Genomic DNA, 12,965 nt, shown 5'->3' with positions numbered 1-12,965 from the left:
TGGCGTCGGCGTGATAGCCCTCCCCAGGGTGGGCCTGGGCGGCGGACCCCTCGGGAACTACCTCCATCCCATCTCCGACGCCCAGGCCCAGGCCGTCATCGACACGGCCTGGGCGGCCGGGGTCCGCTACTTCGACACGGCCCCGTTCTACGGCTTCGGGCTGGCCGAGCAGCGCCTGGGCAAGGCGCTGCGCGGCCGCCCCCGGTCGGAGTACCTCCTGTCGACCAAGGTCGGCCGCCTGGTCCGGCCCGGCGCCAACGGGTCGCCCGGGGCGGGCATCTTCGCGGTGCCCGACGATCGGCACGTCGAGTGGGATTTCACCCGCGACGGCGTCCTGCGCAGCGTCTCGGACTCCCTGGAGCGCCTCGGCCTGGACCGGATCGACATCCTGCTCATCCACGACCCCGACCACCACTGGCCGCAGGCCCTGGACGAGGCGTACCCCGCCCTTGCCGACCTGCGCGCCCAGGGTGTGGTGCGGGCGATCGGCGTCGGCATGAACCAGTCGCGGATGCTCGTCGACTTCGTCAAGCGCGCCGACCCGGACCTCCTGCTCGCCGCCAACCAGTGCACGCTGCTGCGCCGGTCGGCGTTCGAGGAGCTGTTGCCCCTGTGCCAGGAGCGCGACATCCCCGTCGTCGCGGCCAGCCTGCTGCACCGTGGCGAGCTGGCCGGGCCGCCGGCCGACGCCTCCGAGGAGGTGCGGCGGATCGCGGCGGCGTGTCAGGAGCACGAGGTCCCGATCACGGCCGCGGCCCTGCAGTTCCCGTTCCGGCATCCCGCGGTGCACTCGATCCTGGTCGGCGCCCACGAACCAGGCCAGATCACCGCCAACCTGGCCGCCTTGCGCCATTCCGTACCTGACGCCCTGTGGCAGGACCTGGGACCTAGCTGATCGGCTCTTTGTAGACGAGCAGGTAGCGCCAGAACAGCAGGCGGCGGATCGAGGCTCCGGGCAGCAGCGTCGCCGCCTCGGCGGTGATCTCCGGCAGCGTCATCATGGCCTTGGCGACCACCATCTCGGTGGGAGCCTCCGCCTCCTGCGGCCGGGCCGCTGAAAGGAGGCGCGCGACCGCGTTCACCGGCGCCGCGCACAGACTGACCGCGTAGTCCGCGGGTGTGCTCTCCCGATAGCAGCCGAGGATCGCGAGCACCCCGCCGGGCGCGAGCGATCGGCGTAACAGGCTGACCGTCTCGAAGGGCACATGGTGGATGCTGGCCAGGCACGAGACGAAGTCGTACTTGCCGCGCGGCAGCTCGGCCACCGCGATGTCGGCCCGCTCGTACCGTACGGGACCCGGGATCGAGCGGGCCGCCTCGACGGCCTCGGCGGAGGAGTCGATCGCGTCGACCACCAGCCCCTTCGCGGCCAGCCGCCGCGCGAACAGCCCGGTCCCGCAGCCCACGTCCAGGGCGGTCCCGGCGCCCTCGGGGATCTGCTTGAGCAGAAGCGGATGATAGTGGTCATTGTGACTGAACGACATGAGACGCAAAGCTACCGCTGCGGAAGCAGCTTGATCGTGCTTTCGGCGTGCCGTTCCACCTGGGCGCGGCTGTACAGCAGCGGGAAGTAGTCGCTCGTCCGCCAGCGCTCCGCCAGATCCCGGTAGTGCGGGCTGCGCGGATCGCCGGACTGGCCGGGGGCGTTGACCGCGCGGGAGTCGTCCCACTTGCCGACGTCGAGCACCATCTTGAACGACGCTCCGGACGACTGCTGGTAGGTGGCGGCGTTGTAGGAGGAGGCGTCCACCGTGTACGCCGAGCCGCCCCGGGGGAAGGGACCCACGTTCGCGCCGACGGGGCTGGTGAACTCCGTGTACTGCTGCGCGCCCCACTTCCACAGCCGCGGGTCGGCACCGAGCCGCCCGGCGACCTCGCGGTAGGCGGCGGCCAGTGTCGTGGCCAGCAGGTCGTCCCGCGCGGCCTTACCTCCGGTCCCGAACCAGCGTTCCGGGTTCTCCAGCGCGTCGATCAGCACGCGGACGTCGAGCACGGGGATGGCGTCCGCCACCGCCGGCGGCAGCACCGCGCGGCGGACGGCGGGCACGAGGTGACGCGAGAACCACGGCTCGAACAGGGCCGCCTCCGGCGAGCCCGCGTCCGTCGCCCCGTCCCAGGGCCGGAGCAGCGTCAGCGCCCGCTGGGTGTCCGGATCCGCGCTCGTCAGGCCGGCGAGCAGGCGCACGATCCGCTGGGCGGGCTTGGACACCTTGTCGGCCTGCAGGCGGATCGAGTCGTCGACCGAACTCCTCGGCCTCGCCGCGAGCACCTCGTCGATCCGCTGCTTGCGGTACGGAGGATCCCACTCGAACCCCACCTGGACCGGGTGATTCGCGGGCAGGTCGAACTCGTTCGCCGAAGAGATCAGCCCTCGCGGCGGATTGTAGGAGCGGGGCAGGCGGGCGCCGTCGTAGAAGCCCTTCCATTCGTAGCGGCCGTCGCCCGGCACGGGCAGCAGGCCGTCATAGCCGGTGCGCCGGGGGGTGAGGCCGCCGGGCACCCAGCCGATGTTGCCGGAGGTGTCGGCGTACACCTGGTTCTCGGGCGGGCCGCCCCAGGTGCTCATCGCCGCGGCGAACTGCTTGAAGTCGCGGGCGCCCATGTACGTCAGGCTGCCGAAGTAGGGCGACGTGCCGGGCTCCAGCCAGGTGGTGCGCAGGGCGTACGCGAGGTTGCGCTGCTTGTCGATCTTGAGCACGGGGCCGTGCCTGGTGAAGGGCAACTCCACGTCGACCGGCGAGCCGCCCGCGACCGGCACCTTCTCGGTGATCGTCGTGAAGCGCTGCCAGCCGTCGCCGTACCGGTACCTGCCCGGGTCGGCGGGGTCGAGCTGGTAGACGTAGAGGTCTTCCTGGTCGGTGCCGAAGATGGTCAGGCCGAAGGCGACCGTGCCGTTGTGCCCGATCGAGATCCCCGGAAGCGCGGGTTCACCGGCCCCGATGACGTCGATCCCGGGCGCCGACAGATGGGCCATGTAGCGCAGGGAGGGCGCCGTCAGCGACCGGTGCGGGTCGCCGGCCAGGATGGGACGGCCCGTCGCGGAGCGGCCCGGCGAGACCGCCCAGCTGTTGCTGCCCTCACTGGCCGCGGGGTCGGCAGGGGCCAGGCGTAGCGCGCCGTTCTGGAAGACCACGCCCCGCGTGGCCAGATCGTAGATCCGCAGCACGTCCACGGGCACGGAGCAGGGATCGAGCCCTTTGGGCAGAGTCGTGGTGTGTTCGGGTTCCAGCTGCCACAGGGCTTCGGCGGCCTCGATTCCGCCCGCGCAGGCGATGAGCGAGCGGAGCACCTCGCTGAAGACGTTCTTGGAGATGCCGTGGCTTCTGATCCGCACCACGTCCTCCGGCCGCCAGAGCGCGGGCGGGTATCCCAGCTGCCGGAACTCGGGCGGCATGCGGTCCGGATTCCGTTCGAGCCACCGTACGTAGGCGTTGACGCCCTCGGTGAAGCGGGTCGCCGCCTGCCTGGCTCCGGGGCCGTAGCTCGCCCATTCCCGGTCCATGTTCCCGCGATACAGGAACATCCTCGTCGCCTTGTCCTGCTCCACGTACGCGGAGCCGAACACCGCGGAGAGCTCTCCCAGACCGCGGCGGCGCCAGAGGTCGATCTGGAACAGCCGGTCCCTGGCGGCGTTGAACCCCTGGGCGAGGAAGAGGTCATCGGTGTTTCGGGCGTAGATGTGCGGCACACCCCACTCGTCCACCACCAGCTCGACCGGCTGCCTGAGCCCTGGGACGACCTGCTCCGTGGCCTGCCGTGACTGCGCCACGACCGGCGGCGCGGTCAGGCTCAGCACAAGGACGGCGGCCAGCGCCGCTCCGGCGCGCAGGCGTCTCCGCATGGCACAGCACCTCTCGGTGGGGTGTGGGACTCCATGACAGGACGCTTGCGGTGATTTCGGCCAGCGAATTCCGGATATTTAGGGGGCACAGCGGCGGAAATGTCCGATGAACCCCCTCCGCACCTCATCTGTAGGGGTCGAGTAGGGGTGGCTAGGCGCACGCCTTCTGCTCGACCTCACACAGCTTGACTTCGGGGAAACGGGGTGACCGCTCGTCGAACAGCGGCTGCGGCTTCGTGCGCAGGTGCAGGTCGAAGAACGCCGCCACGTACGTGCGGGTGATCCCCATAGAGCGGGCAGGGGGCAGGTCGGCGTTCCGGTAGATGCCGATCTGTGCGCCCAGCACGGCGATGTCGGTGAACGAGACGTGCTCCGCCCCCGCCACCACGAGCCAGCGCTTCCATCCCGTCAGGTTCTGCCAGACGCCGTCCCACGAGACGTCCTTTCCGCCCGGGCTGTGTTTCGCCTGCGTGCCCAGGAAGAGGAACGGCCGCGACAACCCGCTCTTCGGAACCGGGACGAACGCGGTGCCGTCGATGTCGATCCCGGCGCGTACCCTCGGGTCCTTGAGCATGGCGGCCACGGCGCTCGCGCCGCCCGCCGAGTGACCGGCCATCGCGATTCTGGACGGGTCGATCAGCGCGGCGCTCTTCCATTGGGGGTGTGCGCGCGTCAGCGCGTCCAGCACGAAGGACACGTCGGCCGCCCGGGTCGCGCCAACCTTGTCCCAGAATGTCTGGTTCTTCTCCTTGACCTCGCAGGCCACGCAGGTGGTGATCCGGCCGCCGGGGAAACTCGTCGCGGTCTCGTACGTGTGGCCGATGGAGACCACCGCGTACCCTCTGCTCGCCAGGTCCTCGGCCAGTGCGGTGAGCGAGCTCCGTGGCTCGGTGAAGCCAGTGGAGAGCACCACCAGCGGCAGCCCGCGCCGACGACCCGCGGGTTCGGCGTCGGTGGTCGCGTTCGTCCGTGTCTTGCTCAGCAGGTCGAGCGGCAGATCGGTTATCTCCCCCTCTTTCATGAGAAGTTCTGATTCCTTGGGCGTCATGTACGGAGCCGGCTTCCGGCCGCGGGACTTCGCCGGGTACCACAGGGAGACCATGAGCTCCCTCGCCTTCACGCTGGGCACCCAGGGGTCGGCGCGGGAGGTGTCCTTGAGGTACAAGGACGTGGTGCCGACCGGCTGGGATCCGGTCGGCTTGGGGAGGTACGGCGTGCCGCTCCGGAGAGACGCCTGACCGGCGGAGGCGGGCCTGGCGGGGTTCGGCGACGTCGTACGCGCGGGGCCGTCGGCCCGGGCCGGTCCGGCCGCGGAGGCGGGGGCGCAGGAGGTGACGGCCGCGAAGGCGAGCAGAGCCGCGACGGCGATGACGCCTCGGCGCGGCGTCGGATTCATCACATGACCCATGAACTGCTGTCCTTCCGGATGAGAGCGGCCGCCTCGATGGAGTCTCCGCGGGCGGCCGATGGCAGCAAGCAAGCTATGCGCGGAGGAGATTCGCCCGCGTCGTCTGTCATGCCGATATCGGCCCCTTCTTCGGGACGACTCCCAGCCGTGTCATCCCTGCGATGTACTCCTGGAGGACGTCGGGCCCGGTCACAGAGGCTGACGCGGACGTACCGCGCAGTCGGGACAATGCATCAGTGACAGTGAGCGAACGACGTGGATGGTGGCAGCTCGGGCTCGATGTGCTGCGCCCCGAGCAGAAACCCGCCCGGCCCTCGCGCCGGCTACTCCTCGCCGACCTACTGCTCGCGATCCTCCTGACCGTTGTCGCGGTGGCCGCGACGGCGAGCACGACCGACGGTGATCTCCACCGCGTCGACGTGCGACAGCACTCCCTGATGGAGCCCTTGCGACTGCGGCCCGCTCCTCAGCCACGAAGCGGCGATGTCCGGCCCGACCGTTTGGTACGGCCCGCCGACGACCCGTCGGGCCCGCTCCCCCTCCTGGTGGTTCTGACGGCGTTGCCGCTGGCGGTACGGCGGCTGTATCCGCTGACCACCTTCGGGGTGGTGCTGGTCGCGGCATTGGCCACGGCCGACGACGCGACCTGGATCACCGTGCTGACGTTCGCCATCGCCGCCTATGGCGCCGTGGCCCACAGTCGTTACCGGGCGCCGGCGATGGGCGGCATCGTCCTCGCGACCGTCCTGGCCGGCGCGGCCTTCAAGGACTCCGTACCGCCGTTGCCGAGCTGGCTCGGCCCGTTCGTGGTACTGCTCAGCGCTGGAGTCGCCGCGAGTTTCGGCCGGTTCTGGAGGCGACAGCTCGACGCCCTGCGGCAGGCTCAGGAGGAGGACATGCGCCGGGCCGTCGAGGTGGAGCGCTCCCGGATCGCCGGCGAACTCCACGACGTCGTCACCCACAATGTGAACGTGATGGTCATCCAGGCCGGAGCGGCGCGCAAGGTCATGGACGCGGCGCCGGATCGGTCGAAGCAGGCCATGCTGGCGGTCGAGGCCAGCGGCCGGGCCGCCATGGCCGAACTCCGCCACGTCATGGGCCTGCTGGCCGGTCCGGAAAGCGCGCGGGCGGTGGGCAGCGCCGACGGGCTCGAACCCCAACCGGGACTCGACCAGCTGGACTCCTTGATCAAACGGGTCCGCGAAGCCGGAATACCGGTCAGCGTCGAGGTCTCTCCACCGCCCGGCCCGCTGCCGCCGGGGGTGGACCTGGCCGCGTACCGCGTCGTACAGGAGGCCCTGACCAACACCATCAAGCACGCGGCCGGCGCCGCGGCGGCCGTAACGATCGGCCACAGCGGCGACTGGCTGGAGATCGAGGTCACCGACACCGGCGGCAGGCAGGCGACGCACGCCGGAGACGGCCAGGGCCGGGGCCTGGTCGGGCTACGCGAACGGCTCGCGCTCTACGACGGCACCCTGGAGGCGGGACCAAGGAGCGGCGGCGGCTACCAGATCAAGGCGAGGCTTCCATGGACGATCACATGAACCGGCCGCTGCGCGTGGTCATCGCCGACGACCAGGCGCTGGTACGCAGCGGGTTCGGGATGATCCTCGCCGCCGACGGCATCGAGGTGGCGGCCGAGGCGGCCAACGGCGCCGAAGCCGTCGCCGCGGTCCGGCGCACCCGGCCCGACGTCGTGCTGATGGACATCCGGATGCCGGAGATGGACGGCCTCGAAGCCACCCGGCAGATCATGGCAGGCGCCGCGGACGAGACCCGCGTCCTCATCCTGACCACCTACGACCTCGATCACTATGTCTATGCGGCGCTCACCATGGGGGCCAGCGCGTTCCTGCTCAAGGACGTCACCCCCGAGCACCTGGTGGCCGCGGTGCGCCTGGTCCGCGCGGGTGACGCCCTGCTCGCCCCGTCGATCACCCGCCGCCTGGTCGAACGCTTCGCCCGCCGCGACGAGGCCAGGGCGGCCGTCCACCGCGACCTGTCGGAGCTGACGCCCCGGGAGCTGGAGGTGTTGCGCCTGCTCGCCACCGGGCTGAGCAACGCCGAACTCGCCGACCGGCTGAGCCTCAGCCCGACGACGGTGAAGACCCACGTCGCGCGCATCCTGTCCAAGCTCGGCCTCAGGGACCGGGTTCAGGCGGTCGTACTGGCGTACGAGACGGGGTTGATCACCCCCGGCTCCCCCGCCGACGGGCCGCCAGGGAGCCCGCGGGGGCCGTCGTAAGCGCCGGACCCTCTCACGACGAGACCGTCCTGCAACGATCATCCGCAGGGCCCGGGATGCCGAAAGGTCCGCGAACCTCGGGCGAGAACTTCCCGAAGCTCACGGACCTGTCACCGGCGAGGCTAGCGGCGCACGTGCACCGGCACGCCCTTGCCCAGCAGCCCGGGCAGCTCGACCGCCACGTTCATCGGCATCCGCACGCACCCGTGCGACGCCGGGTACAGCGGCACCGACAGCGCGCCGTGGAAGGCGATGCCGCCGTTGAAGAAGATCGGGTTGTACAGCTGCCCCAGGTACGACCTGTGCCAGCCCTTGGCCCGCCACGTCGTCTTGTAGTCGCCCGTGGGTGTCCTGGCCGAGCCGCAGAAGCGCTGGCTCTTGCCCTGCCACTTCGCCGTTTCGCAGTACGGGACGCCGCTGCCGGACGAGATGTGGGTGATCAGCTTCACCTGGCCGTCGACGTACAGGACCATGATCTGCTTGGTCAGGTTGACCTCGGCGCGGGTCGGCTTGCCGTTCTTGACCAGGACCTTGGGGGTCCTGGGGTTCTCCAGCGCGGTCCACGTGCGCTTGGCGATCGTGCTGGTGGGCCGGATGCCGTTCACCTTCTGGAAGGCCCACACGGCGGTCATCGTGGACCCGCCGTAGCTGCCGTCGGCCCGGCCCGGACGGTAGCCGAGCTCCTTGAGGCGCGTCTGCAGCCAGGTGACCGCTTTGCCCTTGGCGCCCAGCTTGAGGGTCTTCTTGGGCGCGGCGGCGGTCGTGGTGGGCCCGGCCTCGGAGGCCGCCACAGTCGGCGGCGCCGCGGTGGGTGTCGTTGTGATGGGTGTCGTTGTGATGGGTGTCGTTGTGATGGGTGTCGTTGTGATGGGTGTCGTTGTGATGGGTGTCGTTGTGATGGGTGTCGTTGTGATGGAAACGATCGCGGGCGCGGCCGCCGACCGCGCATGGGTGACGGTCGTACCGCACCCCGTCAGGACTAGGGCGCCAGCCGTCAAGAGAGCAGCCACGCCGGGCAGCCGTCGGTCCCCCACCCGTACCACCTCTCAAACCATGAACATTCTGATCAAAGGACCATGTCAGGTTAATGCAATGGTCAACCTGTTTAGAGTGTGCCCATGCCTGAGAAGTTGCCTGCCAACGCCGTTCTGGTGGAAACCGCCCTCCGCGCGCTAGGTGCTGAGGGAGAAATCATCGTATTGCCGGAAAAAGCCCCCACTGCGGCCACCGCCGCCGCGCAGGTCGGCTGTGAGGTCGGCGCCATCGCCAACAGCCTCATCTTCGACGCGGACGGCACGCCGCTCCTCGTCATGACCAGCGGCGCGCACCGCGTCGACGTCGAGCTGATCGCCCGCACGGCGGGGGTCCAGAAGGTACGGCGGGCGACACCGGAGTTCGTCAGGGCGGCGACGGGCCAGCCGATCGGCGGCGTCGCGCCCGTCGGGCATCCGGCCCCGGTGCGGACCCTGGTGGACAACTGGCTGAGCAAGCACGAGGTCGTATGGGCCGCCGGCGGGCATCCGCTCACGGTCTTTCCCACCACATTCGATGAGCTGGTGCGGATCACCGGTGGCACCCCCGTCGACGTCGAGTAGTGTGCGACGCGTGATCGAGTTTCGTGGGGCGGGACAGGCGGAGTTCACCGAACACCTGGACACGGTGATCGACATCTACGCCGCCGCCATGCGCCCGCCCGCGGACCAGATCACCGGCCGCAAGGCCATCATGCGGAATCACGGGACATACCCATATTTCCAGTGCTATTTCGCTGAATTGCGTGGGGAGTCGGAGGCATACCCCCCGAAGATCGTCGGCTTCGCCTACGGCTTCCGGGGCGCGCCGGGCCAGTGGTGGCACGACGTCGTGTTCCGCGCGCTGGAGAACCAGGCGGGCAGGGAGGTCGCCGACGCCTGGCTGGGCAACGCGTTCGAACTGGCCGAGATCCACCTGCACCCCGACTACCAGGGCAAGGGCATCGGCCGGGCCATGATCGCCACGCTGTGCGCGGGCCGCCGCGAGCGTTCGGCGGTCCTGTCCACCCACGACCGCCCCACCACGGCCCGCCACCTGTACGCCAGCATGGGCTTCACCGACCTGCTGAGCCCGTTCCTCTTCCCGGGCGGCTACGAGCAGTACGCGATCCTGGGCAGACCCCTCCCCCTGTGACCACGACGGCTTTTGGCCACGGCGGCTTGACCCCAGCGCGGCCCTGACCCGGTTCGTTCCAGGTTCGTACCAGCGCGGCTCCGCCCTGTTCGCCACGCCACCGACATAATAAAGACGATCAACCTGGCGCCCCCATCCGCGTCAATCCCGGGCACCTCCCCCTGCACCGACGCCCACGTCGCACCACCCGGACGTCCGGCAGGAGGAACCTATGCGTCTCGTCACACGAATCGGAGTGGCCGCCACTCTCCTGGTGAGCCAGGGCACTCCACCCGAGCCGACCGCCACCCCCGCACCTACGCCCACACCCACATCGACCGCGAACACCAACAAGAAGAGCTCCAAGACCGCCATCCCCCCGGAGCTGAAGAACGTCCCGTCGCTCCGCGTCCTCCCCTGGGATCCCCGCCAGGCCAGCCACGTCCGGATCTTCGTGCACTGCCCGCCGAAGGCGAATCACGCGCTCATCGGCTCCACCGCGTTCGCCCTGAAGGGTTCGAGGCGCCTCTACCGGGAGGTGGGGCTGGGACTCTCCGACCGTGGCCTGGCGCACCGTGCCGTGTCCATCTCCTACTCCGCCCTGCCTGGGTTCCATGGCGCGCACCTGAAGTGCGTGAAGGTCAAGATGAACCAGAAGACACGCATCAGGCGCATCCGAGTGCTCGGCCGGGACGCCACTCCTCTCTACGTGCGCAGGTTCAGCATCTGGCAGTTCTTCGACTAGAGCGGAGAACGAACCGGCGTGTCATTGGCCGTCTCGTGACTTGTGGTTTGCCGCCCGTCACTCTGGGCAATCTTCACTACGTAGGGCAACCGGCCATCCGCCCGATCCCCCTGCGGGCGGAGCACCGGTACGAGATCCCCTCGCCGGATACCCGCTCCATGGGACAGATGATCTTCTTCCACTCCCCCGTAGGGGGGCTCCCTCAAAGAGGCCACGGACCGCGACAGTCGTGTGACGAACCACCCGGGAACCATTGTGGTCACACCAAAGGACCTAGATGGCCAAGGGACGAGTCGTGACGGCGGCAAGCCGGGGAACCTCGTAAGCGTAACCCTGGACAGACCTCAGCCCCAGTCGGCGGTTGGCGGCCCACCGGGCTTGCCGTACAAAAAACCGCTTGTCCCCCGCACGAACGGCCAGATCAACACAAACGCCTGGGTTACGCGGTCAGCGCCTCGACCGGAGCAAGCCGCTCGAACACCTCTCGCGTCGCGCTGGAGCGGTTGAACGTGATGAAGTGGATGCCCGGGGCGCCCTCATCGAGCAGCCGCTGGCAGAGCTCCACCCCGTGGTCGATGCCCAGCCGCCGCACGGCCGCCGGGTCGTCGGCCACCGCCTCGAAGCGGGCCGCCAGGTCCGCCGGGAACGGCGCCCCCGACAGCTGCTCCGACCTGGCGATCGTGCTCATCTGCGTGACCGGCATGATGCACGGGATGATCGGCGTGTCACACCCCTGCTCCGCCACCCGGTCGCGCAGCCGCAGGTAGTCGTCGGCCTGGAAGAACATCTGGGTGATCGCGTAGTCGGCGCCGGCCCGGCACTTCTGTACGAAGAAGTCGGTGTCGGACTCGATCGACGGCGAACGCGGGTGTTTGTACGGGAACGCCGCCACGCCCACGCAGAAGTCGCCCACCTGCCGGATCAGCCGCACGAGCTCCTCGGCGTACAGGACGCCTTCGGGGTGCTGAACCCACTCGCCCGTCGGGTCACCGGGAGGGTCGCCCCGCACGGCGAGGATGTTGCGCACCCCCGCGTCCGCGAAGCGGCCGATCAGGTGGCGCAGCTCGCGCATCGAGTGGTTGACCGCGGTGAAATGCGCCACAGGGGTGAGCGTGGTGTCGTGGGCCAGCCGTTCGACGATGTCGACGGTGCGGTCACGGCTGGAGCCGCCCGCGCCGTAGGTCACGGACACGAACGTCGGCCGCAGCGACTCGAGCTCTCTGATCGCCCGCCACAGCTGCCGTTCCCCCTCGTCCGTCTTCGGCGGGAAGAATTCGAAGGAGAACGACCGGCCACCGGACGCGAGAAGCTCACGGACGGTGGGAACACGATCGGGCCGGATGGAGGGTCGACCAAGCGCCATGTGACCCAGGCTACCGCCACAAGCCCCGTCCCTGGAGATCCGGCTCGGCCGCCCGGCCACTAGTCTCAGATGCATGACCACTGACGCCGCGAGCCTGGACGCCCTGCGTGCCAAGGTGGACGCCGCGCTGCGGACGTTCGTCCGACGGCAGTTGCCCACCCCCGGCGACACCGAGCTCGAGCCGCTCCGCTCGGCCGCCGAAGACCTGCTGTCCGGCGGCAAGCGGCTGCGCCCGGCCTTCTGCTACTGGGGCTGGCGGGGCGCGGGCGGCACCGACGTGCCCGGGATCTTCACCGCCGCCGCCTCGCTGGAGCTGCTCCAGGCCAGCGCGCTGGTGCACGACGACGTGATGGACAAGAGCGACCTGCGCAGGGGCATGCCGTCCGCGCACCGCCGCTTCGAGGCCATCCATGAGAAGTCGGGCTGGCACGGCTCGGCGGAGCAGTTCGGCGAGGGCGCGGCGATCCTGCTGGGCAACCTGCTGCTGATCTGGTCCGGCGAGATGTGGCGCAGCAGCGGCCTGCCGCCCGAGTCCCTGTCGGCGGCCCAGCCGGTGCACGACCACATGCGCACCGAGCTGATGTGTGGCCAATATCTCGACCTGCTGGAGCAGGCGCACGGCGAGAACACCTTCGAGTCCGCCCTGCGCGTCGCCCTCTACAAGAGCGGCAAATACTCCGTCGAACAACCGCTCCGCCTCGGCCTGGCGCTCGCCGCCGGCCGCCTGGAGCCGTGGATGGACGAGCTCTGCATGGAGTACGGCCGACGGGTCGGCATCGCCTTCCAGCTGCGCGACGACATCCTGGGCGTGTTCGGCGACCCGGCGCAGACCGGCAAACCGGCGGGCGACGACCTGCGCGAGGGCAAGCGGACGATGCTCGTCGCCCGGACGCTGGCCGCGGCCGCACCCGGCGACGCCGAGACCGTGCGCGCCCTGCTCGGTGACCCCGGACTCGACGAGGACGGGGTGGCCGCGCTGCGGAGCATCATCGAGGGCACCGGGGCGCTGCGCCAGTGCGAGGACATGATCGGCGACTACCTCGGCGAGGCGCTGACGTTCCTCGGCAAGGCGCCGATCACACCGGAGGCCCGCGCGGCCCTGTCGGACCTGGCGGTGGCCGCCACCTCACGCACCACCTGAGCCACCACACGCACTACCTGTCACTCTCAGGCACGCCTGAACGGCCGCACGTACAACCCGCCGCCCCACACACC

General features: G+C 69.9%; 12 protein-coding genes. 7 read left to right on the top strand and 5 right to left on the bottom strand.

The window, feature by feature from the left end:
• Positions 1-10: 10 nt before the first annotated feature.
• Complete coding sequence (locus ACGFJ2_RS25050; protein ID WP_357945187.1) at positions 11-895, top strand: aldo/keto reductase; 885 nt, start codon at positions 11-13, stop codon at positions 893-895.
• On the opposite strand, the gene ACGFJ2_RS25045 is transcribed toward ACGFJ2_RS25050, so the two are convergent.
• The 3 genes from ACGFJ2_RS25045 to ACGFJ2_RS25035 all read right to left on the bottom strand — a co-directional run bounded on the left by ACGFJ2_RS25045 (position 888) and on the right by ACGFJ2_RS25035 (position 5,249).
• Positions 888-1,484 carry a class I SAM-dependent methyltransferase gene (locus ACGFJ2_RS25045; protein WP_357945185.1) on the bottom strand — a complete coding sequence of 199 codons (597 nt, stop codon included), beginning with the start codon at positions 1,482-1,484 and terminating at the stop codon, positions 888-890. The genes ACGFJ2_RS25050 and ACGFJ2_RS25045 overlap by 8 nt on opposite strands.
• 11 nt (positions 1,485-1,495) lie before the next feature.
• Positions 1,496-3,841, bottom strand: coding sequence for a penicillin acylase family protein (locus ACGFJ2_RS25040; RefSeq protein ID WP_393472029.1), 2,346 nt, complete (start codon positions 3,839-3,841; stop codon positions 1,496-1,498).
• Between the two features lie 151 nt (positions 3,842-3,992).
• The gene (locus ACGFJ2_RS25035) at positions 3,993-5,249 is read right to left on the bottom strand and encodes an alpha/beta hydrolase family protein (RefSeq protein WP_393472026.1); all 1,257 of its coding nucleotides are present in this window, start codon (positions 5,247-5,249) and stop codon (positions 3,993-3,995) included.
• Between the two features lie 242 nt (positions 5,250-5,491).
• On the opposite strand from ACGFJ2_RS25035, the gene ACGFJ2_RS25030 reads away from it, so the two are divergent.
• Positions 5,492-6,796: a sensor histidine kinase gene (locus ACGFJ2_RS25030; protein ID WP_393472023.1), complete on the top strand. Its 1,305-nt coding sequence runs from the start codon at positions 5,492-5,494 to the stop codon at positions 6,794-6,796.
• Complete coding sequence (locus ACGFJ2_RS25025; RefSeq protein WP_357945176.1) at positions 6,781-7,497, top strand: response regulator transcription factor; 717 nt, start codon at positions 6,781-6,783, stop codon at positions 7,495-7,497. Before ACGFJ2_RS25030 ends, ACGFJ2_RS25025 begins: the two co-directional genes overlap by 16 nt.
• A 122-nt stretch (positions 7,498-7,619) precedes the next feature.
• On the opposite strand, the gene ACGFJ2_RS25020 is transcribed toward ACGFJ2_RS25025, so the two are convergent.
• Entirely contained in the window at positions 7,620-8,288 is a 669-nt protein-coding gene (locus ACGFJ2_RS25020; RefSeq protein ID WP_393472020.1) for a L,D-transpeptidase family protein, read from the bottom strand.
• A gap of 327 nt (positions 8,289-8,615) precedes the next feature.
• On the opposite strand from ACGFJ2_RS25020, the gene ACGFJ2_RS25015 reads away from it, so the two are divergent.
• The 3 genes from ACGFJ2_RS25015 to ACGFJ2_RS25005 all read left to right on the top strand — a co-directional run bounded on the left by ACGFJ2_RS25015 (position 8,616) and on the right by ACGFJ2_RS25005 (position 10,387).
• Entirely contained in the window at positions 8,616-9,092 is a 477-nt protein-coding gene (locus tag ACGFJ2_RS25015) for a YbaK/EbsC family protein (protein ID WP_357945173.1), read from the top strand.
• 10 nt (positions 9,093-9,102) lie between these two features.
• Positions 9,103-9,663 carry a GNAT family N-acetyltransferase gene (locus ACGFJ2_RS25010; RefSeq protein WP_393472017.1) on the top strand — a complete coding sequence of 187 codons (561 nt, stop codon included), beginning with the start codon at positions 9,103-9,105 and terminating at the stop codon, positions 9,661-9,663.
• Between the two features lie 211 nt (positions 9,664-9,874).
• On the top strand, positions 9,875-10,387 hold the full coding sequence (locus ACGFJ2_RS25005; protein ID WP_358181204.1) for a hypothetical protein: 513 nt from the start codon (positions 9,875-9,877) through the stop codon (positions 10,385-10,387).
• Positions 10,388-10,826: 439 nt separating this feature from the next.
• Here ACGFJ2_RS25005 and metF read toward each other — a convergent pair whose 3' ends face one another.
• Positions 10,827-11,750 (bottom strand): methylenetetrahydrofolate reductase [NAD(P)H], encoded by a 924-nt coding sequence (metF, locus tag ACGFJ2_RS25000; protein ID WP_357945167.1) that lies wholly within the window; start codon positions 11,748-11,750, stop codon positions 10,827-10,829.
• A gap of 73 nt (positions 11,751-11,823) precedes the next feature.
• Between metF and ACGFJ2_RS24995 the strand changes: the two genes are divergently transcribed.
• Complete coding sequence (locus tag ACGFJ2_RS24995; protein ID WP_393472013.1) at positions 11,824-12,891, top strand: polyprenyl synthetase family protein; 1,068 nt, start codon at positions 11,824-11,826, stop codon at positions 12,889-12,891.
• Positions 12,892-12,965 lie beyond the last annotated feature (74 nt).

Origin of the sequence: Nonomuraea sp. NPDC049028, assembly GCF_043197735.1 — a bacterium.
In the GTDB taxonomy this organism is placed as follows: domain Bacteria; phylum Actinomycetota; class Actinomycetes; order Streptosporangiales; family Streptosporangiaceae; genus Nonomuraea.
The sequence above is the reverse complement of the archived record's forward strand: the minus strand, read 5'-3'. Positions and strand labels throughout refer to the sequence as shown.

What these genes read in the sequence shown, in the direction of transcription:
- ACGFJ2_RS25045 (WP_357945185.1), bottom strand. Translation starts at nt 1,484, where the DNA reads ATGTCGTTCAGTCACAATGACCACTATCATCCGCTTCTGCTCAAGCAG.
- ACGFJ2_RS25040 (WP_393472029.1), bottom strand. Translation starts at nt 3,841, where the DNA reads ATGCGGAGACGCCTGCGCGCCGGAGCGGCGCTGGCCGCCGTCCTTGTG.
- ACGFJ2_RS25035 (WP_393472026.1), bottom strand. Translation starts at nt 5,249, where the DNA reads ATGGGTCATGTGATGAATCCGACGCCGCGCCGAGGCGTCATCGCCGTC.
- ACGFJ2_RS25025 (WP_357945176.1), top strand. Translation starts at nt 6,781, where the DNA reads ATGGACGATCACATGAACCGGCCGCTGCGCGTGGTCATCGCCGACGAC.
- ACGFJ2_RS25015 (WP_357945173.1), top strand. Translation starts at nt 8,616, where the DNA reads ATGCCTGAGAAGTTGCCTGCCAACGCCGTTCTGGTGGAAACCGCCCTC.
- ACGFJ2_RS25005 (WP_358181204.1), top strand. Translation starts at nt 9,875, where the DNA reads ATGCGTCTCGTCACACGAATCGGAGTGGCCGCCACTCTCCTGGTGAGC.
- metF (WP_357945167.1), bottom strand. Translation starts at nt 11,750, where the DNA reads ATGGCGCTTGGTCGACCCTCCATCCGGCCCGATCGTGTTCCCACCGTC.
- ACGFJ2_RS24995 (WP_393472013.1), top strand. Translation starts at nt 11,824, where the DNA reads ATGACCACTGACGCCGCGAGCCTGGACGCCCTGCGTGCCAAGGTGGAC.